The organism is Micromonospora sp. HUAS YX12 (assembly GCF_040215685.1).
GTDB classification, from domain to species: Bacteria; Actinomycetota; Actinomycetes; order Mycobacteriales; family Micromonosporaceae; genus Micromonospora; species Micromonospora tulbaghiae.
Map to the genome: position 1 here is coordinate 2059558 of NZ_CP157974.1, position 23656 is coordinate 2083213.

At 73.4% G+C, this 23656-nt stretch carries 21 protein-coding genes; 15 read left to right on the top strand and 6 right to left on the bottom strand.

All coding sequences use genetic code 11. From position 1 onward, the window contains the following. Window positions 1-37 precede the first annotated feature (37 nt). Together ABIH81_RS10120 and ABIH81_RS10125 are read left to right on the top strand one after the other, a co-directional pair. Entirely contained in the window at window positions 38-1174 is a 1137-nt protein-coding gene (locus ABIH81_RS10120) for a tetratricopeptide repeat protein (RefSeq protein WP_349880041.1), read from the top strand. Between the two features lie 45 nt (window positions 1175-1219). Continuing rightward, a complete protein-coding gene (locus ABIH81_RS10125) occupies window positions 1220-2260 on the top strand; it encodes an NAD(P)-dependent alcohol dehydrogenase (protein ID WP_349880042.1) in 1041 nt (346 codons plus the stop codon). Between the two features lie 55 nt (window positions 2261-2315). Here ABIH81_RS10125 and ABIH81_RS10130 read toward each other — a convergent pair whose 3' ends face one another. Continuing rightward, the gene (locus ABIH81_RS10130; RefSeq protein ID WP_349880043.1) at window positions 2316-3482 is read right to left on the bottom strand and encodes a homogentisate 1,2-dioxygenase domain-containing protein; all 1167 of its coding nucleotides are present in this window, start codon (window positions 3480-3482) and stop codon (window positions 2316-2318) included. Window positions 3483-3576: 94 nt separating this feature from the next. On the opposite strand from ABIH81_RS10130, the gene ABIH81_RS10135 reads away from it, so the two are divergent. The 5 genes from ABIH81_RS10135 to ABIH81_RS10155 all read left to right on the top strand — a co-directional run bounded on the left by ABIH81_RS10135 (window position 3577) and on the right by ABIH81_RS10155 (window position 7935). Continuing rightward, a complete protein-coding gene (locus tag ABIH81_RS10135) occupies window positions 3577-4443 on the top strand; it encodes a hypothetical protein (RefSeq protein WP_349880044.1) in 867 nt (288 codons plus the stop codon). Continuing rightward, a complete protein-coding gene (fahA, locus tag ABIH81_RS10140) occupies window positions 4440-5639 on the top strand; it encodes a fumarylacetoacetase (protein ID WP_349880045.1) in 1200 nt (399 codons plus the stop codon). The genes ABIH81_RS10135 and fahA overlap by 4 nt, the downstream gene beginning before the upstream one ends. A gap of 178 nt (window positions 5640-5817) precedes the next feature. Continuing rightward, a complete protein-coding gene (locus ABIH81_RS10145) occupies window positions 5818-6027 on the top strand; it encodes a DUF397 domain-containing protein (protein ID WP_128137238.1) in 210 nt (69 codons plus the stop codon). A gap of 104 nt (window positions 6028-6131) precedes the next feature. Then, entirely contained in the window at window positions 6132-6614 is a 483-nt protein-coding gene (locus tag ABIH81_RS10150) for an SRPBCC family protein (RefSeq protein ID WP_349880046.1), read from the top strand. A gap of 67 nt (window positions 6615-6681) precedes the next feature. Further along, window positions 6682-7935, top strand: a complete 1254-nt coding sequence (locus tag ABIH81_RS10155; protein WP_349880047.1) for a PQQ-binding-like beta-propeller repeat protein — start codon at window positions 6682-6684, stop codon at window positions 7933-7935. Window positions 7936-8056: 121 nt separating this feature from the next. Here the strand turns inward: ABIH81_RS10155 and hisC are convergent, their stop codons facing one another. From hisC to hppD, 4 genes are read right to left on the bottom strand one after another with little or no spacing between them, the layout of a single operon-like run. Then, entirely contained in the window at window positions 8057-9160 is a 1104-nt protein-coding gene (gene hisC, locus ABIH81_RS10160; protein WP_349880048.1) for a histidinol-phosphate transaminase, read from the bottom strand. Then, a complete protein-coding gene (locus ABIH81_RS10165; protein WP_349880049.1) occupies window positions 9157-10164 on the bottom strand; it encodes an RDD family protein in 1008 nt (335 codons plus the stop codon). The genes hisC and ABIH81_RS10165 overlap by 4 nt, the downstream gene beginning before the upstream one ends. 55 nt (window positions 10165-10219) lie before the next feature. Then, window positions 10220-10924, bottom strand: a complete 705-nt coding sequence (locus ABIH81_RS10170) for an RDD family protein (protein ID WP_349880050.1) — start codon at window positions 10922-10924, stop codon at window positions 10220-10222. A 10-nt stretch (window positions 10925-10934) separates the two neighbouring features. Continuing rightward, window positions 10935-12140, bottom strand: coding sequence for a 4-hydroxyphenylpyruvate dioxygenase (gene hppD, locus ABIH81_RS10175; protein ID WP_349880051.1), 1206 nt, complete (start codon window positions 12138-12140; stop codon window positions 10935-10937). A gap of 140 nt (window positions 12141-12280) precedes the next feature. Between hppD and ABIH81_RS10180 the strand changes: the two genes are divergently transcribed. The 6 genes from ABIH81_RS10180 (at window position 12281) to ABIH81_RS10205 (ending at window position 21403) form a co-directional block, all read left to right on the top strand. After that, window positions 12281-12769 (top strand): Lrp/AsnC family transcriptional regulator, encoded by a 489-nt coding sequence (locus ABIH81_RS10180; protein ID WP_013288920.1) that lies wholly within the window; start codon window positions 12281-12283, stop codon window positions 12767-12769. A 121-nt stretch (window positions 12770-12890) separates the two neighbouring features. Continuing rightward, window positions 12891-14327 (top strand): PQQ-binding-like beta-propeller repeat protein, encoded by a 1437-nt coding sequence (locus tag ABIH81_RS10185; RefSeq protein WP_349880052.1) that lies wholly within the window; start codon window positions 12891-12893, stop codon window positions 14325-14327. Window positions 14328-14402: 75 nt separating this feature from the next. Then, a complete protein-coding gene (locus tag ABIH81_RS10190; protein WP_349880053.1) occupies window positions 14403-16070 on the top strand; it encodes a fumarate hydratase in 1668 nt (555 codons plus the stop codon). Between the two features lie 249 nt (window positions 16071-16319). After that, complete coding sequence (locus ABIH81_RS10195) at window positions 16320-19295, top strand: BTAD domain-containing putative transcriptional regulator (RefSeq protein WP_349880054.1); 2976 nt, start codon at window positions 16320-16322, stop codon at window positions 19293-19295. A 44-nt stretch (window positions 19296-19339) separates the two neighbouring features. Further along, window positions 19340-20749: a class II fumarate hydratase gene (locus ABIH81_RS10200; protein ID WP_349880055.1), complete on the top strand. Its 1410-nt coding sequence runs from the start codon at window positions 19340-19342 to the stop codon at window positions 20747-20749. 54 nt (window positions 20750-20803) lie between these two features. Then, window positions 20804-21403 (top strand): GNAT family N-acetyltransferase, encoded by a 600-nt coding sequence (locus ABIH81_RS10205; protein ID WP_349880056.1) that lies wholly within the window; start codon window positions 20804-20806, stop codon window positions 21401-21403. On the opposite strand, the gene ABIH81_RS10210 is transcribed toward ABIH81_RS10205, so the two are convergent. Then, entirely contained in the window at window positions 21367-21915 is a 549-nt protein-coding gene (locus ABIH81_RS10210) for a CGNR zinc finger domain-containing protein (RefSeq protein ID WP_349880057.1), read from the bottom strand. The genes ABIH81_RS10205 and ABIH81_RS10210 overlap by 37 nt on opposite strands. A gap of 71 nt (window positions 21916-21986) precedes the next feature. On the opposite strand from ABIH81_RS10210, the gene ABIH81_RS10215 reads away from it, so the two are divergent. Next, entirely contained in the window at window positions 21987-22943 is a 957-nt protein-coding gene (locus ABIH81_RS10215; RefSeq protein WP_349880058.1) for an EamA family transporter, read from the top strand. Further along, window positions 22940-23638 (top strand): HAD family hydrolase, encoded by a 699-nt coding sequence (locus ABIH81_RS10220; RefSeq protein WP_349880059.1) that lies wholly within the window; start codon window positions 22940-22942, stop codon window positions 23636-23638. The genes ABIH81_RS10215 and ABIH81_RS10220 overlap by 4 nt, the downstream gene beginning before the upstream one ends. The last annotated feature ends 18 nt before the right edge of the window (window positions 23639-23656 follow it).

Here is a 23656-nt window from a genome sequence, read left to right on the forward strand (position 1 = left end):
CGGCGCGCGGTGGGGCCGGGCGGATACGCTCGCCGGGATGCCGAGTGACGCCGCTCCCGACCAGTCCGCCGCCGACGGCTACCTGCAACGCGCCCACCTGCTCGCCGAGCTGGGGCGCTACGACGAGGGGATCGGCGAACTCACCGCGCTGCTCGCGGCCGAGCCCGGGCACGTACCCGCGTTGACCATGCTGGCCCGGATGCACCTGGCCGCCGACCGCCCGGCCGAGGCGCTCGCCGCCGCCGATACCGCGGTGGTCGCCGCCGGTGGCACGTCCGCCCGTGAGCCGGCCGCCTCTGAGCCGCCCGCCGCAGAGACGTCTACCCGCGACATGCCTGGCGCCGTGCCGCCTGCTGCCGGGGCCGCTGCCGACGAGACGCCTGCCCAAGAGGCGCCCGCCGCCGGGGAGGTCGTACCGGCGCTCGTGGCGCGCGGGTTCGCGCTGCTCGACCTCGAACGCTGGAAGGCCGCCGCCGCCACCGCCGACGAGATCCTGGCGCGTGCGCCGGGTGACGCGTACGCGCAGCGCAGTGCCGCCGCCCTGCTCTCCGCGTCGCGCAACGGGCAGGCGGCGCTGGACGCGGCGTGGCGCGGGGTGGAGCTGTCGCCGGACGAGCCGGAGGCGCACCTGGTGCTCGGCCTGGTCGCGGTGCGGCTGCAACTGTTCGACCTGGCCGAGCGGGCCTACCGGGAGGCGCTGCGGCTGGACCCGGAGCTGGGCGAGGCGGGGCAGGACGTGGGCGTGGCCCGGCTGGAACGACGCCGGTACGCCGAGACGCTGGAGCACCTGACCGCGATGGCCGACCTGCCGGTGGCGCGCCCCGACCCGGCGCGGACCGTGGACGCCGGTGTCCGGCGCCTCCTGCTGTCGGTGGCCGGATTCTCCCTGTTCGCGAGCGTGCTGGTCGCCGCCCTGGCCCCGGCCTCGCCGGGCGCGTCCCGGCTGTTCGCGGTGCTGGCGGTGGCCGGGGTGGCGGTGCTGCTGCGGCGCCCGGCGACGTGGCGGCCCGGCCTGCGGGAGGCGATGTCTCGCGGCCTGGTCGTGCCGGTCTACGCGGCCGCCGCCGCGGTGGTGCTGCTGCTCGTGTACGCGTTGGTCGGCGGCCCGTGGCCGCTGGTCGGGGCGATCACCGCGTCGGTGGTGGCCGGATTCACCGCGTTCGCTCGCCGGTGAGAGGGTAGGAGGACCGGAAACACCGGCTGAAGGAAGCGGGAACCAGTGCTCACCGTCAACGCCTACGCGGCGACGTCCGCGACCGAACCGCTCACCCCGACAACGATCGAGCGGCGGGATCTCGGACCGGACGACGTTCTCATCGACATCAAGTTCTCCGGCATCTGCCACTCCGACATCCACACCGCGCGCAGCGAGTGGGGCCCGACCCGGTACCCGATCGTGGTGGGTCACGAGATCGCGGGCGTGGTGCGGGAGGTCGGCTCCGCGGTCACGAAGTTCGCCGTCGGCGACCGGGTCGGCGTCGGCTGCCTGGTCGACTCCTGCCGGGAGTGCGACAACTGCCGCAGAGGGCTGGAGCAGTACTGCCTGAAGGGCAGCACCGGCACGTACGGCGGGGTGGGCCGGGACGGCCGGCCGACCCAGGGCGGCTACTCGCAGGCCATCGTGGTCACCGAGGACTTCGTGCTGCGCATCCCGGACGGCATCGAGCTGGACGCCGCCGCGCCGCTGCTCTGCGCCGGCATCACCACGTACTCGCCGCTGCGGCACTGGAACGCCGGGCCGGGCCGCCGGGTGGCGGTAATCGGCATGGGCGGTCTCGGCCACATGGCCGTGAAGCTGGCCCACGCGATGGGCGCCGAGGTGACAGTGCTGTCCCAGTCGCTGAAGAAGCGGGAGGACGGGCTGCGGCTCGGCGCCGACCACTACTACGCGACCTCCGACGAGGACACGTTCACCACGCTGGCCGGCTCGTTCGACCTGATCATCAACACGGTGAGCGCGACTCTCGACATGGACGCGTACTTGCGGCTGCTGGCGGTGGACGGGACGCTCGTCAACGTGGGCGCGCCGGAGAAGCCGCTGTCGGTGCACGCGTTCTCGCTGATCCCGGCCCGGCGGTCGTTCGCCGGCTCGAACATCGGTGGCATCGCGGAGACCCAGGAGATGCTCGACTTCTGCGCCGAGCACGGGCTGGGCGCCGAGATCGAGGTGATTCCGGCCGAGAAGATCAACGAGGCGTACGAGCGGGTGCTCGCCTCCGACGTGCGCTACCGCTTCGTCATCGACGCGTCCACGTTCTGACGACCGCGTGCGAAGGGGCCGCGTCCGTGCCGGGCGCGGCCCTTTCTCGCGTACGTCAGGGCTTGCGCGCCCAGGTCCAGGCGTAGCCGTCGTCCTCGCAGGCGGCGGCCGCGTCGCAGAGGTCGAGCGGGCGGAACGTGTCCACCATGACGGCCAGCTCGTCGAAGAACTCCGCCCCGATCGAGCGCTCGGCCGCGCCCGGCTGCGGGCCGTGGGTGAAGCCGGACGGGTGCAGCGAGATCGAGCCCTGCTCGATGCCGGAGCCGCGCCGGGCCTCGTAGTTGCCGCCGGTGTAGAACAGCATCTCGTCGGAGTCGACGTTGTGGTGGTTGTACGGCACCGGGATGGCGGCCGGGTGGTAGTCCACCTTGCGCGGCACGAACGAGCAGATCACGAAGTTCGGGCCCTGGAACGTCTGGTGGACCGGCGGTGGCTGGTGGATCCGCCCGGTGATCGGCTCGAAGTCGTGGATGGAGAACGCCCACGGGTACATGTGCCCGTCCCAGCCGACCACGTCGAACGGGTGGTTGGCGTAGACGTACCTCGTCCATCCGCGCCGGTGCTTGACCAGCACCTCCACCTCCTCGCCGTCGACCAGCAGCGGGGTGTCCGGTCCCCGGACGTCGCGCTCGCAGTAGGGCGCGTGCTCCAGGAACTGCCCGCGTACGGAGAGGTAGCGCTTGGGCGGGCCGATGTGGCCGGCGGCCTCGACGGCGAGCAGCCGGGTCGGCTCGTCGCCGGTGGGGACCAGGCGGTGGATGGTCGAGGTGGGGATGACGACGTAGTCGCCGGCCACCGCGTCGAGCACGCCGAACGGCGACTCGACCCGCATCGACCCGGCCTCCAGGTAGAGGCAGTGGTCGCCGGTGGCGTCGCGGAACAGCGGCGACGGCCGATCGGCGAGCACGTACGCGATGCGTACGTCGTCGTTGGCGAGCAGGTACTGCCGGCCGAGCACCGGGTCCGCGCCGGTGCCGTCGAGCTTGTGCGTGCGCAGGTGGCGCGGCTTGAGCGGCAGGTTCGGCACGCGGGTGACGGTGGGCGGGGCGTACTCCTCGGCGGCGAGGATCGCGGTCGGCGCGTGCCGGTGGTAGAGCAGCGACGAGTCGGAGGAGAAGCCCTCCTGGCCGACCAGCTCCTCCGCGTAGAGCGTGCCGTCGGGCTGGCGGAACTGGGTGTGGCGCTTGCGCGGCACGTCGCCGACGCTGCGGTAGTACGGCATCTCGCCTCCCGATATGTCCCGTTCTCCGGCCGGTGGCGTCCGATAATCGGACGCTGTTGTCCGTTCCTCGTAGCGTCCCGTACATTCTTGTCTCGTGTCAACGCAGGTGCCCCGCCTCCTCTCCGGCCTGGTGGACGACGCCGCGGTCTTCCCGCCCGGCAACGCCGCGCTGCCCGACGCGGTGACCGCGCACCGCACCCACCGCGCCGCCTGGTACGCCGACATGGTCGGCCCGCTGCTGCTGCCCGCCTCGGAGATCCAGCGCGGGTCGCTGAGCGGCCTGGTGGACCCGGCCGAGGGCCTGGTGATCGGGCTGATCGGCGACACCGGCCTGGACCAGTTGCCCCAGGCGCTGGACGCGCTCGCGCCGGACGGGGTGACCGCCCGGCAGATCGAGGCGCCGGTCGCCAAGCGCGGCGAGGATCCGCAACCCGGCCTGTCCGAGCTGATGACGTTCGCCGGCCGGCTCGACGGCACCGCCGTGTACGCCGAGATCCCGCTGACCTTCGGGCTGATGGGCGCGCTCGACACGCTCGCCGAGGCGCGCGCCGGCGGGCTGCCGGTGGCGGCCAAGTTCCGTACCGGCGGGCTCGCCGCCGAGCTGTTCCCCACCCCGGTCGAGCTGGCCGCGGTGATCTGCGCGTGCCGGGACCGTAAGCTGCCGTTCAAGCTCACCGCCGGGCTGCACCACGCGATCCGGCACCGCGACCCGGAGACCGGCTTCAACCACCACGGGTTCGTCAACGTGCTGGGCGCCACGATCGCCGCCGTCGGGGGCGCCGAGGTGGACGCCGTGGCCGAGCTGCTCGCCGCCACCGACCCGGTACGCGTGGTCGAGCCGGCCCGGGCGCACCGCGACGCCGAGCGCCCGCTCTGGATCGGGTACGGCTCGTGCAGCATCTCCGAACCACTGACTGATTTGATCCGGCTGGGGCTGGTGAACGGAGGCTACGAGGCATGACCTGGGTACCGGGTGCGGCCGGGTCGCCGTACGGGGTGACGAACCTGCCGTACGGCGTGTTCCGGCACGGCGAGGGCGAGCCGCGCGTCGGCGTCCGCATCGGTGACTTCGCGCTGGACCTCGCCGGCGCGGAGGCCGCCGGTCTGGTGCTGGCCGGCGGCGCGCTGGGTGAGCCGGCGCTCAACGCCTTCATGGCGCTCGGCCGCCCGCAGTGGACGGCGGTCCGCCAGCGGATCGTCGAGCTGCTCACCGAGCCGGAGCACCGGGCGGCGGTCGAGCCGTTGCTGGTGCCGCTGCGCGAGGTCGAGATGGCGCTGCCGTTCGAGGTGGCCGACTACGTCGACTTCTACTCCTCCGAGCACCACGCCTCGAACGTCGGGCAGATCTTCCGGCCCGGCCAGCCGCCGCTGCTGCCGAACTGGAAGCACGTGCCGATCGGCTACCACGGCCGGGCCGGCACCGTGGTCGTCTCCGGCACGCCGGTGATCCGCCCGACCGGGCAGCGGGCCAGCGCGCAGGGCCCGACCACCGGCGCCTCGGTCCGGCTGGACATCGAGGCCGAGGTGGGCTTCGTGGTGGGCGTGCCGAGCCGGCTCGGCGAGCGGGTGCCGGTGGCCGACTTCGCCGACCACGTCTTCGGCGTGGTGCTCGTCAACGACTGGTCGGCCCGGGACATCCAGGCGTGGGAGTACCAGCCGCTCGGACCGTTCCTCGGCAAGTCGTTCGCCACCTCCGTCTCGGCGTGGGTGACTCCGCTGGAGGCGCTGGCCGGCGCGTTCGTGCCCGCGCCGGACCAGGACCCGCCGGTGCAGGACTACCTGCGCGACACCCCGCACCTCGGGCTGGACCTGAGGCTGTCGGTCGAGTGGAACGGCGAGCGGGTCACCGAGCCGCCGTTCGCCGGCATGTACTGGACCCCGGCCCAGCAGCTCGCGCACCTCACCGTCAACGGCGCGTCGCTGCGTACCGGCGACCTCTACGCCTCCGGTACCGTCTCCGGCCCGGAGCGCGGTCAGGTCGGCTCGTTCCTGGAGCTGACCTGGGGCGGGTCCGAGCCGGTCAAGTTCGCCGACGGCAGCGAGCGGACGTTCCTGGAGGACGGCGACACGGTGACGATCACCGCCACCGCACCCGGCCCGGACGGCACCAGTGTCGCGTTGGGCGAGGTCACCGGGACGATCCTCCCGGCCCGCTGACATCCGACCTTCTCGAACCGGCCCTGGTCGCACCCGATGTGCGACCGGGGCCGCTTCCTTCGGCGTTGATCGCTCCGGATCACGTACGCCCCGGACGGCGGCTCCCGGTCGAACCGGAGCCGCCGGTGGTGCCGGTTCGGGGGCGTACCCGCGGAAGCCGAAACAGGAAGGACCGAGCATGACCGAGTTGACCGGTGCCGTCTGGCGCACCAGCAGCCGCTCGAACGATCAGGGTCTCTGCGTCGAGGTGGCGACGAACGTGGTCGCCGCGCACGGCGTGGTGGGCGTACGCGACTCGAAGGACCCGGACGGTCCGGCGCTCGCGGTGAGCCCGCCGGGCTGGGCCGCGTTCGTCACCGCGCTGCGGGGCGGCGCGTTCGGAGGCTGACCGCTCGCACCGGTGCCCCGGCCGGGGCACCGGTGATGGAAATGTCACCGGGAGGCTCCCCGTTTCCGGTCACGGCCCGTACCGTGTACGACACGGGAGGTGCCATGTCGACGGTGACGGTTTCCGCATTCATCGAAGCGCAGCACGCCGACCTGTGGCGGCTGCTCACCGACCTCCCGGCCCGCGCCGACTGGCTCTCGGCGGTGGACGCGGTCGAGGTTCTCGGCACCGGCGGGTTCGGACCGGGCACGGCGTGGCGGGAGACCCGCGTCCGGCCGGACGGCGGCACCGAACCGGAGGAGTTCGAGGTGATCGAGGCGGTCGCGCCCGGCCGCCTGGTGCTCGGGTCGCGCGGCGCCGGCGCGGACTACCGGATCACCTGGACGCTGCGCACGGTCGAGCGTCGGCGGCGCGGCTGCACCGAGGTCACGGTCGAGCAGGAGGCGGTGCCGACCCGGGCGTACGGGCGGGTGCTGGCCCTGATCCTCGGCGGCCTGGCCGCCCGCGCGGTCGAGGGCGCGCTCCGGCGTGACCTGGCCGACCTGGCGCTGGCCGCCGGTCCCGCCCGATCCACCGAGGCCGCCTGAGCCGACCCGGCCGCTCCCCGTACCCGGCCCGCACGCGGCCGGTAGGGTGCCGGGGCGGAGGTGACGGATGGCGAAGGCCGCGAGGCGGCGGGCCGTGGTGGCGCTGGTGGCGGTGCTCGCCGTCGCGGCGTCGGTCGCCGTGGTCGTCCGGGTGCTGGCGCCCGCCGAGGTCGACACCGCAGCCCGGAAGCCGTACCCGGCGGCGCCCGCGCCGACCGCCGGGGTGCTCGCGCGGCTGCCGGTGGCGCCGCTGGTCGTGGACGGCCGGCTCCGTGTCTACGCGGGCACCCGTCAGGTGTACGCGGACCAGCCGGTCACCGGGCGGCACCGGGTCACCCCGTTCTGGTCCTTCCGTCGCTGGCCGGCGTCGCTGGTCGGAGTGCTCGCCGAGGGGACCACAGTGGTCAGCCGCTGGTCCGACGGGAAGCTGGTGGCGCTCGACGCGCGTACCGGCCGGGTGGCCTGGCGGGCCGACGGCCCGCAGCCGGGATCGGTGCCGGAACCGCGACGCACCTTCGCCGCCACGGTCTGGGATCCGGCCGGACTGCACCTGACGCGCACTGCCGACGGGCGGACCGTGCTGCTCGCGGCGGGTCCGGGCGGGCTCGGCGGGTACGACCTCGCCGACGGCCGAAGGCTCTGGCGCGCGGACGTGGGCCGGGACTGCCGGACCGACGTGGGTACGACCGCCAGCGGTGAGCTGGTCGGCGTGGACCGCTGCGACGGTCCGGCCGCGGTCGAGCTGCGGGACGCGGCGACCGGTGTGGTGCGGACCCGCTGGCGGCCGCCGGACGCGCCGGAGCAGCTCGTCGTCACGCCGGTGGGCTGCCCGCAGGGGCACTCCGGCTGTCGCGGGCTGCGTACCGCCGGGCCGGACGGCTCGGGAAGCCGGGGCTGGCTGGTGACCGACCCGGGCGAGCCGGCCGCCGCGCCGGGCCTGGATCACCCCGACACGGTGCTGGACGGCGAGCGGGCGGTGGACACGTCCGGCCCGGTGGTGGTCGGGCGCTCGGCGCGTACCGGCGAGGAGCTGTGGCGCCGGGCGGACATCCATCCGGCCCGGGTGCTCGCGACCGAGCCGGGGCGGGTGCACCTGCTGACCGATCGGCGGGAACTGGTCACCGTCGACCCGCTCACCGGTACGACCCGGTCCAGTTTCGTGCTCGACCTGGGACGGGACGGGATCGGCTGGCGGCCGGGCCGGGCGTACGCGGTGGACGGCTACGTCGCGGTGGAACGGCTGCGGGAGAGTGCCGCTCCGGAGGACGACGACCAGGGCTACTTCCTGATGGCGGAACCGGTGCTGTTCGCCGTGACCTGATCCGGCGGGTCAAGTCACAAAAAGGACAAAAGCACCTATAGTTCTCTTGTCTGATCGGTCGGACGAAGATGCCCGGCGCCGGTCCGTAGGGGGTTGACGGACCGGCGCCGGGCGTGCCCGGTCAGGCCAGCGCGGCCTCGGCGGCGGCCAGGAACGCGTCGTTCTCGGCCGGGGTGCCGATGGTGACCCGGACGCCGTCGCCCGGGAACGGCCGGACGATCACGCCGCGCGCCTCGCACGCCCGGCCGAACTCCACCGCCCGCTCGCCCAGCGGCAGCCAGACGAAGTTGGCCTGGCTGTCCGGCACGTCCGGCACGAACTTGCGCAGCGCCTCGGTGACCCGGTCCCGCTCGGCCACGACCAGCGCGCAGCGCCGCTCCATCTCGTCGGCCTGGGCCAGCGCGGCGAGCGCGCCGGCCTGGGCGGCCATGCTGGTGGAGAACGGGGTGACCACCTTGCGCACGGCGGCGGCCACCTCCGGCGCCGCGACCAGCCAGCCGATCCGCAGGCCGGCCAGGCCCCACGCCTTGGACAGCGTGCGCAGCACCGCCACGTTCGGCCGGTCCAGGTAGGTCAGGCCGTCCGGCACCTCCGGGTCGGTGACGAACTCCCGGTACGCCTCGTCGATCACCACGAGCACGTCGTCCGGCATCGCGTCGAGGAAGCGGTCCAGCTCGGCCCGGCGTACCGCCGTACCGGTGGGGTTGTTCGGGTTGCAGACCAGGACCATCCGGGTCCGGTCGGTCACCGCCGCCGCCATCGCGGAAAGGTCGTGCCCGTGGCCGGCGTCGTTCGGCACCCGCACGCTCGTCGCGCCGCTGGTCGCCGCGATGATCGGGTACGCCTCGAAGGAGCGCCACGAGTAGAGCAGCTCGTCACCGGGCAGGCAGGTGGCGCGTACCAGGTGCTCGGCCAGCGCCACCGAACCGCAGCCGGTGGCGATCCGGTCGGCGTCCACGCCGTACCGCTCGGCGAGCGCCTGACGCAGCGCCACCACGCCTATGTCCGGGTAGCGGTGCGAACCGGCGACCGCCTCGGCGACCGCCTCCACCACGCCCGGCAGCGGGCCGTACGGCACCTCGTTGCTCGCCAGCTTGATCGCCTCGGCCAGGCCCAGCTCCCGGGCCAGGTCGGCCGGGCTGCGGCCGGGCACGTAGTTGGGCAGCGCGTCCAGGTCGGCGCGGGTGAGCCGCAGCGCAGGCTGGTGGCGTCCGGTCTCGGTCATGGGGTGTCTCCCGGGGTGTCGGCGCTCTCGGGCGGGGCGGTACTGGTGTCACGCTTGCGGGGGAGCTGGACCACCACCGTCTGCGCCCGCTTGTCGTGCAGGGCCTGGCGCAGCGGGTGGTCGAACAGGGGCGAGATCGCGTCGATGAGCTGGAGCAGCAGGCCCAGTCCGCAGCAGTACCAGAGCAGGGTCGGCAGGCCGAGCGTGCTCCAGCGCCGGGTGGCCCGGCCGAAGCCGAGCGGCTGGTCCGCCTCGACCGGCAGCGCGCGTACGCCCATCAGCCGCTTGCCGAAGGTCTGACCGCGCGCCGCCATCGACGGCACCTCGTACGCGTACCAGAGCGCGGTGGCGATCACCAGGATGGCGATCTGGAGGCCGCCGGCCTGGTCGTCGATCTGGGGCAGCCCCTCGGTGGACGTGTCGCCGTTGAGCGCCCGGCGCACCGATTCACGCAGGTACGGGGAGACGGCCTCGACGTAGCGCCAGACGAACCAGCCGTTGACCACGGCGTTGAGCAGGAACACGATGCCCAGGTCGATCAGGCGCGCGACCAGCCGGGCGCCGTACGACGCCAGCGGCAGTCCGTGCGGGCGCGGGATCGGCTGTGCGCCCGGCCAGTGCGGGTACGGCCAGCCCGGCGGCGGTCCCTGCATACCCGGCCCGGCCTGTCCGGGCTGGCCCGGCTGGCCCGGCCAGGGGTTCGGTTGACCCGGCTGTCCCGGCCACGGGCCGGCCTGGCCGGGCTGACCCGGCTGACCCGGCCACGGGCCCGGCCCGCCGGGCGTGCCGGACGTCGGGGTCGCGTCGGGGCGGCCGGGACCGGAGACCGGCTGGTCGGCGGCGGGCGTCGCGGTGGCCGGCGCGGGCTCGGGCTCGGCGGGCGGCGGGCCGTCGGGCGGGGTGACGTCGACCGGGATCGGCGCGCCGATCCAGCCCTCGCCGTCCCACCACCTGCGGGTCTCCGTGTCGGCGGGGTCGACGTACCAGCCGGGTTCCAAACTCACGATGCCGTCCTTGCTCGCGACTGCGGGGCTCGCAGACCCGGCTCACTCCTCGCGCTCACGGGCCAACCTTAACGACGACCGTCCCGGCGAACTTGTCGTGGAGGCACTGCTGCCAGGGCTTGTCCCAGAGTTGCCAGAAACCGTCGAGGTAGCTGAGGAACGGCACGAACATCCCGCCGGCGAACTCGACGACCCAGCGCTTGCCGAGCATGCCCCGGGTCAGCGGGGCGTCCGGCTGCACCGGCACGATCCGTAGCTTCATCACCTTCTTGCCGAGCGTCTGCCCGGTCCGGCGGGCGTACTCGACGTGGTAGACCCAGTAGAAGGCGAGCATCAGCAGCAGGACGCCGAGTTCCGCGGCGAGCAGCGGCAGGAAGACATCCGTCCAGAACGTCGCCGGGTCCGGTCCCTCCGGGCCGGCCTGCTCCATCTCGTCGATCATCCGGAAGAAGACGAGGAAGAAGACCGGCACGAACAGCGCCATCGCCACCGCCGTGGCGACGGCGGTGTCGATCAGGTAGGCGAGCAGCCGGTCGCCGAAGCCCGCCAGCGGCTGCCCGTTCGGCGCCACCGGGGGCGGGACGGGCGCCGGGGCGTACCCGGGTGGGAGGTGACCGGGCGGCGGGTAGCCGGGCGGGCCGGCGTACCCCGGGGGAATGTGCTGCGCGGGCACCGCCGGTCCGCCGGGCGGCGCGAAGCCGCCGCCCGCGGGTGGATGTCCGGCGGGTGGCGGCGTCGGGTACGGAGGAGGCTGGGTCACGCGGACAGTGTTACAGGTTCCCGCGCTTCTCCTGCTCGCGCTCGATCGCCTCGAACAGGGCCTTGAAGTTGCCCTTGCCGAAGCCGAGCGAGCCGTGGCGCTCGATCAGCTCGAAGAAGACGGTGGGACGGTCCTGGACCGGCTTGGTGAAGATCTGGAGCAGGTAGCCGTCCTCGTCCCGGTCGACCAGGATCTTGCGGGACTGAAGCTCCTCGATCGGCACCCGGACCTCGCCGATGCGGGCGCGCAGCTCCGGATCCTCGTAGTACGAGTCCGGGGTGTCCAGGAACTCCACGCCCGCCGCGCGCATGGCGTCCACGCTGGCCAGGATGTCGTTGGTGGCCACCGCGATGTGCTGGGCGCCGGGGCCCTGGTAGAACTCCAGGTACTCGTCGATCTGCGACTTCTTGCGGGCCACGGCCGGCTCGTTGAGCGGGAACTTCACCTTGCGGGTGCCGTTGGCGACGACCTTGCTCATCAGCGCCGAGTAGTCGGTGGCGATGTCGTCGCCGATGAACTCGGCCATGTTCGAGAAGCCCATGACGCGCTTGTAGAACTCGACCCACTCGTCCATCCGGCCCAGCTCCACGTTGCCGACCACGTGGTCGACCGCCTGGAAGAACCGCTTCGGCTGGATGCCGGCGTCGATCATCGGCTGCCGGTCCACGATCGGTCCGCGGGCCACGAAGCCGGGCAGGAACGGGCCGGTGTAGCGGGACCGGTCGACCAGGCTGTGCCGGGTGTCGCCGTACGCGGCGATGGACGCCATCCGCACGGTGCCGTGCTCGTCGCTGACGTCGTGCGGCTCGACCAGGCCGGTCGCGCCCTGCGCCACGGCGTGCGCGTACGCGGCGTCCACGTCCGGCACCTCCAGCGCGATGTCGGAGACGCCGTCGCTGTGCTTCGTCACGTGCTCGGCGCCGTCGGCGTCCGGGCGGACCGCGCCGGTCAGCACGAAGCGGGCCGACCCGCTGGTCAGCACGTACTGCGCGTGGTCCCGGTAGCCCTGCTCCGGCCCCCGGTACGCCACGCAGGTCATGCCGAACGCGGTGGAGTAGTAGTGCGCGGCCTGCTTGGCGTTGCCCACCAGGAAGTGGACGTGGTCCATGCCCTTGACCGGGAACGGGTCGCGGGTGATGTCGTGGTCGACTGCGCCGACGAGAGCGTCGACGTCGACCTCCTCGGTCGACTGGGGTCGGTCGATCGCCTGGGTCATGGTGGCCTCCCTCGCGTACCGGCCGGCCTCGTGGGCCGCCGTGGATGTGCTCTTCCGGCGAGGATCTACGGGCCACGGTGAGTTGGGCAACAGTTGGTGATATTCCTGGTCAGGTTGTGCATTCGGTACCGTCGGACACCATGAACACTGGTCAGGATGTACAGCTCGACGAGCTGGACGCCCGCTTGATCGAACTGCTGGCGGAGGAGCCCCGGATCGGCGTGCTGGAGTGCTCCCGGCGGCTCGGCGTGGCCCGCGGCACGGTGCAGGCCCGCCTCGACAAGCTCGTCGGCCGGGGTGTGGTCACCGGGTTCGGGCCGGACATCACCCCCGCCGCGATCGGCTTCGGGGTGACCAGCTTCGTCACCCTGGAGATCAGCCAGCGGCACGGCCACGACCAGGTCACCGCGCACCTGGCCGCGATCCCCGAGGTGCTGGAGGCGCACACCATCACCGGCTCCAGCGACCTGCTCTGCCGGATCGTCGCCCGGTCGAACACCGACCTCCAGCGGGTCATCGACCAGATCGTCGCCTCGGAGGGCATCCGGCGCGCCTCCACCATCATCGCGCTGGCCGAGCAGATCCCGTACCGGACGCTGCCGCTCGTCCGCTCCGCCGCCCGCGGGTAAGGAAGGGCCCCCTATTAACGCCTCCGGAGGTGGAAGGGCCCCTTATTAACACCCCGGACCGCCCAAGAAGCGCCGCGACACGCCCCGCACGCGGCCCGGGGGACCGGTGATCGTCGCTACCGTGTGCGGTGTGAAGGGCCTAGGGGTACGCGGCTGGTTGCTGCTCGGGCTCGTCACCGTGGTCGTCCTCGCCGCGACAGGCGTCTGGAACCCGTTCCCGGCGCTGTGGGACTGGGTCGACCGCAGCAAGCCGATCTCCGAGCCGGACGTGGTCTGGCAGCAGCGCGTCGGCGGCACGCCGCGCAGCGTCACCATCGCCGGCGACACCGTGATCGTCGAGCAGCGCACCCGCATCGAGGCGCGCAACCTCGCCGACGGCGGCCGGCTGTGGGAGCGCAAGGCCGACTGGTCGGCGGTCGCGGGCAGCGGCCGGGAGTCGGTCGTCGCCGTGGGCCGGCTGCTCGACAAGGGGTACGAGGTGCTCGACCCGGTCAGCGGCGTGACCCGCCGCCGCGACGACCGCGCGATCGCCGTCTGGACCTACCGGAACCTGCTGCTGGACGCGTACTGCGTGCAGGCCACCGACTGCACGCTGCGCGCCTGGGAGCCGCGCGGCACCGCTCCGCTGTGGAGCGCGTTCCTGCCCGGCGTGCACAGCGGCGTGCTCGCCGACAACCCGGAACTCCTCGGCACCCGGCGGCTCGGCGCCACCCGGATCGACGGCGGGGTGGCCGGGCCGGAGTCCGTGCCGCCGCTGCTCGGCTTCCCGGTCGACGGCCGGGTGCACGTGGTGGACACCGCCACCGGCCGGGTGCTCCAGAACGTCCAGCCCGGCCGGGAGGAACGGCTGGCAGTGGTCGGCGGCCGGCTGCTGCGGATCGCGGCCACCTCCCGCGACGGGAGCTGCTACTACGCGGTGACCGCCGTGGACCCGGCCACCGGCCAGCAGGTGTGGCGGCGTACCGGGATCAACCTGCGCACCGCCGACTACGCCGGTTGCGTGCAGCGGGAGGATCCGCAGGGCGGGCGCAACGTGATCATCGGGGTCGCCCCGGACGGCCGTGAGGCGGTGCTCGACGGGTACGACGGCCGGCTGCTCCAGGTCGGCGCGGACGGCGAGAAGCTGCTCGCAGTGGACGACCGCTACGCGGTGGTGCGCAGCGCCGACAAGGGCTCGCTGCTCGGGCGGGAACTGTCAGCCGACCGGACCCGCTGGACCCGGCCGGCGGGCGGCAAGAGCGGTGCGGCGCTCACCCCGTACGCGGCGGTGATCAGCGAGGAGAAGCCGTCCCGGCTGATCGCTGTCGAGCCGCGGGAGGGCCGGATGCTGGCCGAGCTGCGTACCTCGGCGAACGCGCTGGCGGTCGGCCCGAACGGCATGATCATCGGCGAGGGCCGGGAGATCGGGTACGTCCGCTGGGGCGCCGGCACGGGCGAGGCGCCGGGGCCGGACCAGGACGGCGCGCCGGTGGCGCCGGACCCGGCAGGCAGCGGGCGCCAGCCCAACGACCAGGGAAGTTGCGGGCCGAAGAACGAACTCTGCGCCGGCGGCAAGTGACAGCGGTGAGAGCGTCGTCCCACGACCCACCTGCGGGTGCCACCGATCGACAGCTCTGCCCTAGGCTTTTCGGTCATGAGCAGTGCCGCCGCCTTCTCGTACGCACCCCTGCTGCCGACCGGTCCCGACCAGACCGAATACCGCCTGGTCACCGACGAGGGCGTGGACGTCGTCAACGGCCCGGGAGGCCGCCGGTTCCTCACCGTGGATCCGGGCGCGCTGACCGCGCTGACGGCGGAGGCGATGCACGACATCGCCCACTTCCTGCGCCCGGCCCACCTGGCTCAGCTCCGGTCGATCATCGACGATCCGGCGGCCTCGCCGAACGACCGCTTCGTCGCGCTCGACCTGCTGCGTAACGCCAACATCGCGGCCGGCGGCGTGCTGCCGATGTGCCAGGACACCGGCACCGCGATCGTGATGGGCAAGCGCGGCCGGCACGTGCTCACCGACGGCACCGACGCGGAGGCGATCTCGCGCGGCGTCTACCAGGCGTACACCCGGCTGAACCTGCGCTACTCCCAGCTCGCCCCGCTGACCATGTGGGACGAGCGGAACACCGGCAGCAACCTGCCCGCCCAGGTGGAGCTGTACGCCGAGGATCCGGACGGCCACGCCGACGCGTACAAGTTCCTCTTCATGGCCAAGGGCGGCGGCTCGGCCAACAAGTCCTACCTCTACCAGGAGACCAAGGCGCTGCTGAACCCGACGCGGATGATGCAGTTCCTGGAGGAGAAGCTGCGGCTCATCGGCACCGCGGCCTGCCCGCCGTACCACCTGGCCGTCGTCATCGGCGGCACCTCCGCCGAGTACGCGCTGAAGACCGCGAAGTACGCCTCCGCGAAGTACCTCGACGCGCTGCCCACCGAGGGCTCGATGAGCGCGCACGGCTTCCGTGACCTGGAGCTGGAGGCCGAGGTGCTGGAGCTGACCCGCAACTTCGGCATCGGCGCGCAGTTCGGCGGGCGCTACTTCTGCCACGACGTACGGGTGGTCCGGCTGCCCCGGCACGGCGCCTCCTGCCCGGTGGCGATCGCGGTCTCCTGCTCGGCCGACCGGCAGGCGGTGGCGAAGATCACCCCGTCGGGCGTCTGGCTGGAGCGACTCGAAACCGACCCGGCGCGGTTCCTGCCCGACGTGACCGACGAGACGCTGGAGACCGAGGAGGTCGTCCGCGTCGACCTGAACCGGCCGATGGACGAGATCCGGGCCGAGCTGTCGAAGTACCCGGTGAAGACCCGGCTGTCCCTGAGCGGCCCGCTCGTCGTCGCCCGGGACATCGCGCACGCGAAGATCGCCGAGCGGCTGGACGCGGGCGAGCCGATGCCGCAGTACCTCCGCGACCACGCGGTCTACTACGCCGGCCCGGCCAAGACCCCCGAGGGCTACGCCTCCGGCTCGTTCGGCCCCACCACCGCCGGCCGGATGGACGCGTACGTGGAGAAGTTCCAGGCGGCCGGCGGCTCGATGGTGATGCTGGCGAAGGGCAACCGGTCCGCCCAGGTCACCCGCTCCTGCCAGGCCCACGGCGGCTTCTACCTCGGCTCGATCGGCGGCCCGGCCGCCCGCCTGGCGCAGGACTGCATCAAGCACGTCGAGGTGCTCGAATACGCCGAGCTGGGCATGGAGGCGGTCTGGAAGATCGAGGTGGAGGACTTCCCCGCCTTCATCGTCGTCGACGACAAGGGCAACGACTTCTTCGCCGAGGTCACCAAGCCGGTGCTCACCGTCGGCCGGCGCTGACGGCGGACGTACGCGAGGGGCGCCCGGGAATGTCCCGGGCGCCCCTCGGCGCGTCCGTCGTGCATCGACATCGGTGCGCCTGCCCGGCCGAGTGGCCGGACAGGCGCACCGCCCCCGTCGGATGCCGTCACCGACAACCCGTGACGAGTCTGTGTGCCGTCGCTATCGGATCGCTATCGCCTCGTCGCGCCGCTCGGTGACCGCCGGGCTACGCTGCTGGAAGTTGCATGGCGGCAGGCGGGGGCGCGGATGCGATTCGGGATCTTGGGGCCCTTGCGGGTCGGCGGCGGCGACGCCACCGTCACCGCGGGCCGGGACCGAACCGTGCTCGCCATGCTGTTGCTGCGCCCCGGCCGGGTGGTGCCGGTGGAGGATCTGGTCGACGCCGTCTGGGAGGAACGTCCCCCGGCGACGGCACGGACCCAGCTCCAGATCTGCGTGTCCCGGCTGCGGCAGCGGTTCGCGGCGCTCGGGCTTCCGGCCGACACGATCGTCACCGACCCGGCGGGCTACGGCATCCGGATCGAGCCCGGCGACCTCGACGCCGACATGTTCGCCCGTGCCGTGGAGACGGCCCGCGCCGAGGCCGCCGCCGGCCGGCCGGCCGAGGCCCGCCGCCACTACCGGGCCGCGCTGGCGCTGTGGCGCGGTCCGGCGCTCGCCGGTATCCCGGCCCGGCTGGTGCGACTGCGGGCCCAGGCGCTCGACGAGCAACGGCTCGCCGTGCTGGAGGACTGCGTCGACGTCGAGCTGCGGCTGCGCCGGGGGACCGAGCTGGTCGACGAGCTCGCCGAGGCGGTCGAACACCACCCGCTGCGGGAACGGCTGCGGGGACAGCTGATGCTGGCCCTCTCGGCGGCCGGCCGGCAGGCGGACGCGCTCGCCGTCTACCGGGAGGGCCGGCGGATCTACGCCGAGGAGCTGGGCATCGAGCCCGGCGCAACGTTGCAGGAACTGCACCAGCGGGTGCTGGCCGGTGACGAGGCGGCGGGCTCGCGCCCTGCGGCGCCCGTACGCACGCTGCCCCGGGCCATCGGGGACTTCACCGGCCGTCAGCAGAGCATGGCGCGGCTGGTCAAGGACATCGTCGAGGAGGGGACGCGGCTGTACCTGATCGACGGGATGGCCGGCAGCGGCAAGACGACCCTCGCCGTCCAGGTCGCGACCGCGTTGCGCGAGCGGTTCCCCGACGCGGAACTCTTCATCGACCTGCACGGCTACAGCGAGCGCAGCCCACTGACCCCCGCGGCGGCCGCGGCCACCCTGCTGCGACAGCTCGGCGTGCCCGCCGAACGGGTGCCGGTCGACGCGGAGGACCGGCTGGCGATGTGGCGCTCCGAGCTGGCCGACCGGCGGGCCGTGGTGGTGCTCGACAACGCGGCGAGCGCCGCCCAGGCCGCGGCGCTGCTGCCCAGCGGTCCGGACAATCTCGTGCTGGTGACCAGCCGGCGCCGGCTGGCCGGCCTGGACGAGGGGCGTCCTCACTCGCTGCCCGTCCTGGACCCGGACGAGGCCGTCGAGCTGCTCGGCCGGATCGTCGGCGCCGACCGGGTCGGTGCCGAACCGGCGGCCGCCGCCGAGGTGGCCCGGCGGTGCGGTCATCTGCCGCTCGCCATCCGGCTGGCCGGTTCCCGGCTCGCGCACCGCCCGCACTGGCGGGTCGCCGACCTGGCGCGGCGGCTGGCCGAGGCGCAGGATTCACTGGCCGAGCTGGCGGTCGGCGAGCGCTCCGTCGGCGATGCCTTCACGCTCTCGTACGCGCAGGTGTCGGCACCGGCCCGGCGACTGTTCCGGTTGCTCGGACTCCACCCCGGCGTACGGTTCGACAACCGGGTGGCGGCGGCGCTCGCCGACGTGCCACTGCCGGAGGCGCAGAACCTGCTGGACGAGCTGGTGGACGTGCACCTGGCCGAGGAGACCGCGCCGGGCCGGTTCCGCCTCCACGACCTGCTCCGGGAGTACGCCCGCCGGTTGCTGGCCGAGACCGGGCATCCGGACGAGCGCCGGGCGGCAGCGGCCGACCTGCTCGACCATCACCTTCAGGTGGCGGTCGGCCTGGCGATCGTCGCCGAGCCGAAGCTGAGCGCGCTGACACAGGTCGCCTTCCCGCCGCCGCGGCGTCCCGATCTGCTGCCGGTCCAGGACCGGCCGGGTCAGTCCTGGTTCGACGAGAACCGGGCGACCCTCGTCGGACTGGTGCACCTGGCCGAGTCGGAGGGCCTTTCGGCGTACTGCTGGAAGCTGACCCGGGCGTGCTGGTGGTCCAACTTCGTCGGTGGCCACCTCGACGAACTGGTCGAGACGCATGACGTGGCGCTGCGCGCCGCCGTCGAGTCGGGGGACGAGGAGGCCGCGGCCATCACCATGAACTACCTCGCCTCGGCGAAGTTCCGGCTGGGGGACTTTCCGGAGGCGATCCGGTTGATGGAGGCGGTCGTCGACAGGTACCGCCGGCTCGGCCTGCGCCGGGAGCAGGTCCTGGCGCTCGGCAACCTCGCGGCGGCGTGTTTCGGGGCCGACGACGCGGAGCGTAGCGTCCGCTACGTCGACGAGGCGCTGCGGATCAGCCGCTACCCGGACGACGCGGCGACCCTGTCCAGCCTGTTCAACATGCTGTCGATCGCCGAGCTGTTCCGCGGCCGGTTCGACCCGGCCCTCCGGGCGGCCCGCCGGCACGTCGTCCTGGCGAGGGAGGCGGGCGATCCACGGCACACCTCCAACGCGCTCGGCCACCTCGGCATGATCCGGCACCGCCTGGGTCACCGGGGGCCGGCCCGCCGGCTGCTCCGGGCGGCACTGCACCTGAAGCGTGTCACCGCGAACCGGTTCGGTGAGGGGGAGATCCTCAACGAGATCGGCATGATGGAACGTGAGGAGGGCCGCCCGGCCGAGGCCGCCGCCCAGCACCGGGCCGCCCTGCTCGCGATGACCGACGCGGGGGACCGGATCGGGCAGTGCGCCTCCCGTAACCTCCTCGCCCGTGCCCTGCACGATCTGGGCGACATCGACGCCGCGATCGACCTGTACCGCCGGGTGCTCGGCGACGCCACGCGCCTGAGCCTGCGCTACGAGCAGGCCCGGGCCCTGGACGGCCTCGCCCGGTGCCTGCGCCACACCGACGCCGGCCAGGCCCGCCGGTACGCCGGGCGGGCGCTGGCGCTGTTCCGCCAGGTCGATTCGCCGGACCGGCGGGAGACCGAGAAGCTGCTCGCCGAGCTGGGCTGAGGGCCGCGCCACTTTCCCTGCACGCCGACCGGCGGCGCGGCAGGATGGAACGCGTGACGACTCCAGAGGCGACCGGCTACCGGATCGAACGCGACTCGATGGGCGAGGTGGAGGTGCCCGCCGAGGCGCTGTGGCGGGCGCAGACCCAGCGCGCGGTGCAGAACTTCCCGATCTCCGGGCGCGGGCTGGAACCGGCCCAGATCAAGGCCCTGGCGCAGATCAAGGGTGCGGCCGCCCTGGTCAACGGTGAGCTGGGAGTGATCGACGCGGACGTGGCGCAGGCGATCGCCACCGCCGCCGCGCACGTGGCCGATGGCGGCTACGACGACCAGTTCCCGGTGGACGTGTTCCAGACCGGCTCCGGCACGTCGTCCAACATGAACACCAACGAGGTGATCGCCACGCTGGCGAGCCGGGGGCTGGGCCGCGACGTGCACCCGAACGACCACGTCAACGCGTCGCAGTCCAGCAACGACGTGTTCCCCACCTCGATCCACCTGGCCGCCACCCAGTTCGTGGTGGAGGATCTGATCCCGTCGCTGAAGCAGCTCGCGGGCGCGCTGGAGGAGAAGGCGGCCGAGTTCGAGACGGTGGTCAAGGCCGGGCGTACCCACCTGATGGACGCCACGCCGGTCACGCTCGGGCAGGAGTTCGGCGGCTACGCCGCCCAGGTGCGCTACGGCGTCGAGCGGCTGGAGTCGGTGCTGCCCCGGCTGGCCGAGCTGCCGCTGGGCGGCACCGCTGTGGGCACCGGCATCAACACGCCGCTGGGCTTCGCCGACCGGGTGATCGGCAAGCTGCGGGAGTCGACCGGGCTGCCGCTGACCGAGGCGCGCAACCACTTCGAGGCGCAGGGTGCCCGGGACGCTCTGGTGGAGACGTCCGGCCAGCTCCGTACCGTCGCGGTCGGCCTCTACAAGATCGCCAACGACGTGCGCTGGATGGGCTCCGGCCCGCGCGCCGGGCTGCGTGAGCTGCGCATCCCCGACCTCCAGCCGGGGTCGTCGATCATGCCGGGCAAGGTGAACCCGGTGGTGGCCGAGGCGATGCGGCAGGTCTGCGCCCAGGTGATCGGCAACGACGCGGCGGTGGCCTTCGCCGGGTCGCAGGGCGACTTCGAGCTGAACGTGATGCTTCCGGTGATGGGCCGCAACCTGCTGGAGTCGATCAAGCTGATCGCCGCGTCCAGCCGGCTGTTCGCCGAGCGGCTGGTGGCCGGCCTGGTCGCGGACGCCGAGGTCTGTCTGGCGTACGCGGAGGGCTCGCCGTCGATCGTCACCCCGCTCAACCGCCACCTCGGGTACGACGAGGCCGCCTCGATCGCCAAGGAGGCGCTGGCCAAGCAGGTGTCCATCCGCGAGGTGGTGATCTCCCGGGGGCACGTCGACTCGGGCAAGCTCACCGAGACCCAGCTGGACGAGGCCCTGGACCTGCTCCGGATGACCCACCCCTGAGCCGGCGCCGGTAATTGCCTCGACCCGTCACGGTGGGCGCGGCATGATCCGACCGTGCGTGACGACGGCGGCGTGTTGCTGGAGACCGCGCGGCTGACGCTGCGCCGGTTCACGATGGACGACGTGGACCGGCTGGTGGCGCTGGACGCCGACCCGGCGGTCATGCGCTTCCTGACGGGCGGCGCGCCGACCCCGGCCGGGACGTACCGGGACGAGGTGCTGCCCCGGGTGCTCGCGCAGTACGCCCGGCACCCCGGGCTCGGCCGCTGGGCGACGCTCGACCGGTTCACCGGCGAGTTCCTCGGCTGGCACTCGCTCGACCCGTCCGACGACGGCGCCGAGGCGGAGCTGGGCTACCGGCTGCGCCGCGCGACGTGGGGACACGGGCTGGCCACCGAGGGCGCGCGGGCGCTGGTGCGGCACGCGTTCGACACGGTCGGCGTCCGCCGGGTGTGGGCTCAGACGATGGCGGTCAACGACCGCTCCCGCGCGGTCATGACCCGCGCCGGGTTGCGCTACGTCCGCACGTTCCACCTGGCCTTCGACGACCCGATCCCGGGTACGGAGCACGGCGAGGTGGAGTACGAGCTGAGCCGCGACGCCTGGCCCGCGACCCGTCAGGAGTGGGACGCGGCGGCCCTGCGGGCCCGGTAGGCGCTCACCGCGGCCCGGTTCCCGCACCCGGCGTCGCAGAACCGGCGGGACCGGTTCCGGGACAGGTCGACCAGCACGTTGTCGCAGTCGGGGTGGTCGCAGTGCCGCAGCCGGCTCAGCTCGCCCATCCGGACCAGGTCGGCCATCGCCATCGCGGCCTCGACCGCCATCCGGGTCGCCAGCGGCGCGTCCCGCGGCACGGCGTGCACGTGGTACGGCTCGTCGTCGTGCCGGACGAGCTGCGGCAGCGCGTGCGACTCGCGCAGCAGCCCGTTGACGATCGCCACCACCTCGTCGGTGTCGGCGTACCAGATGCGGCGCAGCCGGGGCCGCAGCGCGCGGACCTGGCGCAGTTCGGCGTCGGTGTGCTCGTGCCGGCCGCTCCACCCGTGGGTGGTGAAGAAGGCGTCCAGGGCTGCCACGTCGGGCAGCCCGTCCCGGTCGTCGCCGGCGGTGTTCACCAGCGCGGCGGCGGCGACCAGCGCGCATTCGGTGTCATGAGCGAAAAGCAACTTGACTCCTGTCGGAGGCTCCGCCTAGCGTCATCAGCATAACCTCCCTTCACTCATGACCAGGAGCTCCGATGCGTGAACGGTCCGGGGCCGGGCTCGGTCTGGCACTGCTCTCCGCGATCACGTTCGCCACCTCGGGCACCTTCGCCCGCCCGCTGATCACCGGCGAGTGGTCGGCGGTCGCGGTGGTGATCGCCCGGGTCGGCATCGCCGCACTGGTGCTCGCCGTCCCCGCCCTGCTGGCGCTGCGCGGCAGGTGGGCGGTGCTGCGCCGCAACGCGGTGAGCGTCGTGCTGTTCGGGCTGCTCGGCGTGGCCACGGCGCAGGCGTGCTTCTTCAACGCGGTCCGCTACCTCCCGGTCGGCGTGGCGCTCCTGCTGGAATACCTCGGCATCGTGCTCGTGGTCGGATGGATGTGGCTGGTCCACGGGCAGCGCCCCCGGCTGCTCACAGTGGCCGGCTCGGTCACCGCCCTGTGCGGGCTGGTGCTCGTCCTCGACCTCACCGGTGCCGGGCGGCTCGACCCGGTGGGCGTGCTCTGGGGCCTCGGCGCGGGCGTCGGGCTGGCCGGATACTTCGTCATCGCCGGCCGGATCGACGCGGGCCTGCCCTCGGTGGTGATGGCCAGCGGCGGCATGGCCGTCGGCGCGCTGGCGCTGCTGCTGCTCGGCGGCATCGGAGCGCTGCCGCTCGCCGCCGGCACCGCCGACGTCACCTTCGGCGGGCACCGGGTGAGCTGGCTGGTGCCGATCGCCGGGCTGTCGCTGATCGCCGCCGTGGTCGCGTACCTGGCCGGTGTCGCCGGCACCCGGCTGCTCGGGGCGCGGCTGTCCTCCTTCGTGGGGCTGACCGAGGTGATGTTCGCGGTGCTGATCGCCTGGCTGGTGCTCGACGAGCTGCCCAGCCTGATCCAGCTGGCCGGCGGCGTACTCATCCTCGGTGGCGTCGCCCTGGTCCGGGCGGACGAACTGCGGGGCACACCGGCGGCGTCCGCGCCCGCCGAGCCGGTGCTGGCCGGCGAGCGATGAGCGGGCCGCGCGGCGCCGTCGTCTTCGACGCCGACGAGACACTCGTCGACCTGCGCCCGGCGGTCACCGGCGCGCTCGTCGCCGTACTCGAGGAGATGCGGCGGCGGACCCCGGCGGCGGCCGGGGTGGTGCTCGCGGACCTGGAGGGGGACTGGGGTGCGGTCTTCGGCGCGCTCAGCGCCGCCCCGGTGCAGGAGATCCGGCGGGCCGCCCTGACCCGGTCGCTGGCCCGGGCCGGGCTGGAGGCGGACCTGGACGAGTTCGCGGCGTTGTTCTTCGACCGCCGGTACGCGCTGAGCCGCCCCTTCCCGGACGTGCTGCCCGCGCTGGCGGCACTGCGCCCGCACCACGTGCTGGGCTTCGCCACGAACGGCAACAGCCGCGCCGAACGCTGCGGCCTCGCCGGGCAGTTCGCCTTCGAGGTGTACGCGCACGAGGGCGGCCTGCCCAAGAAGCCGGCGCCGGAGTTCTTCGCGGCGGTGGTGGCGGCGACCGGACTGCCCGCCGCGCGGATCGTCCACGTGGGCGACTCGCCGGAGCACGACGTGGTCGCCGCGCAGCGGGCCGGGCTGCGTGCCGTCTGGCTCAACCGGGCCGGACTGCCCCGCCCGCGCGGCCTCGAACCGGACGCCGAGGTGTCCACACTTGCCGGACTGTCCACGGTGCTCACCACCTTGACAACCGCGAATGCCTAGTTGCGGCCGATAACGGAC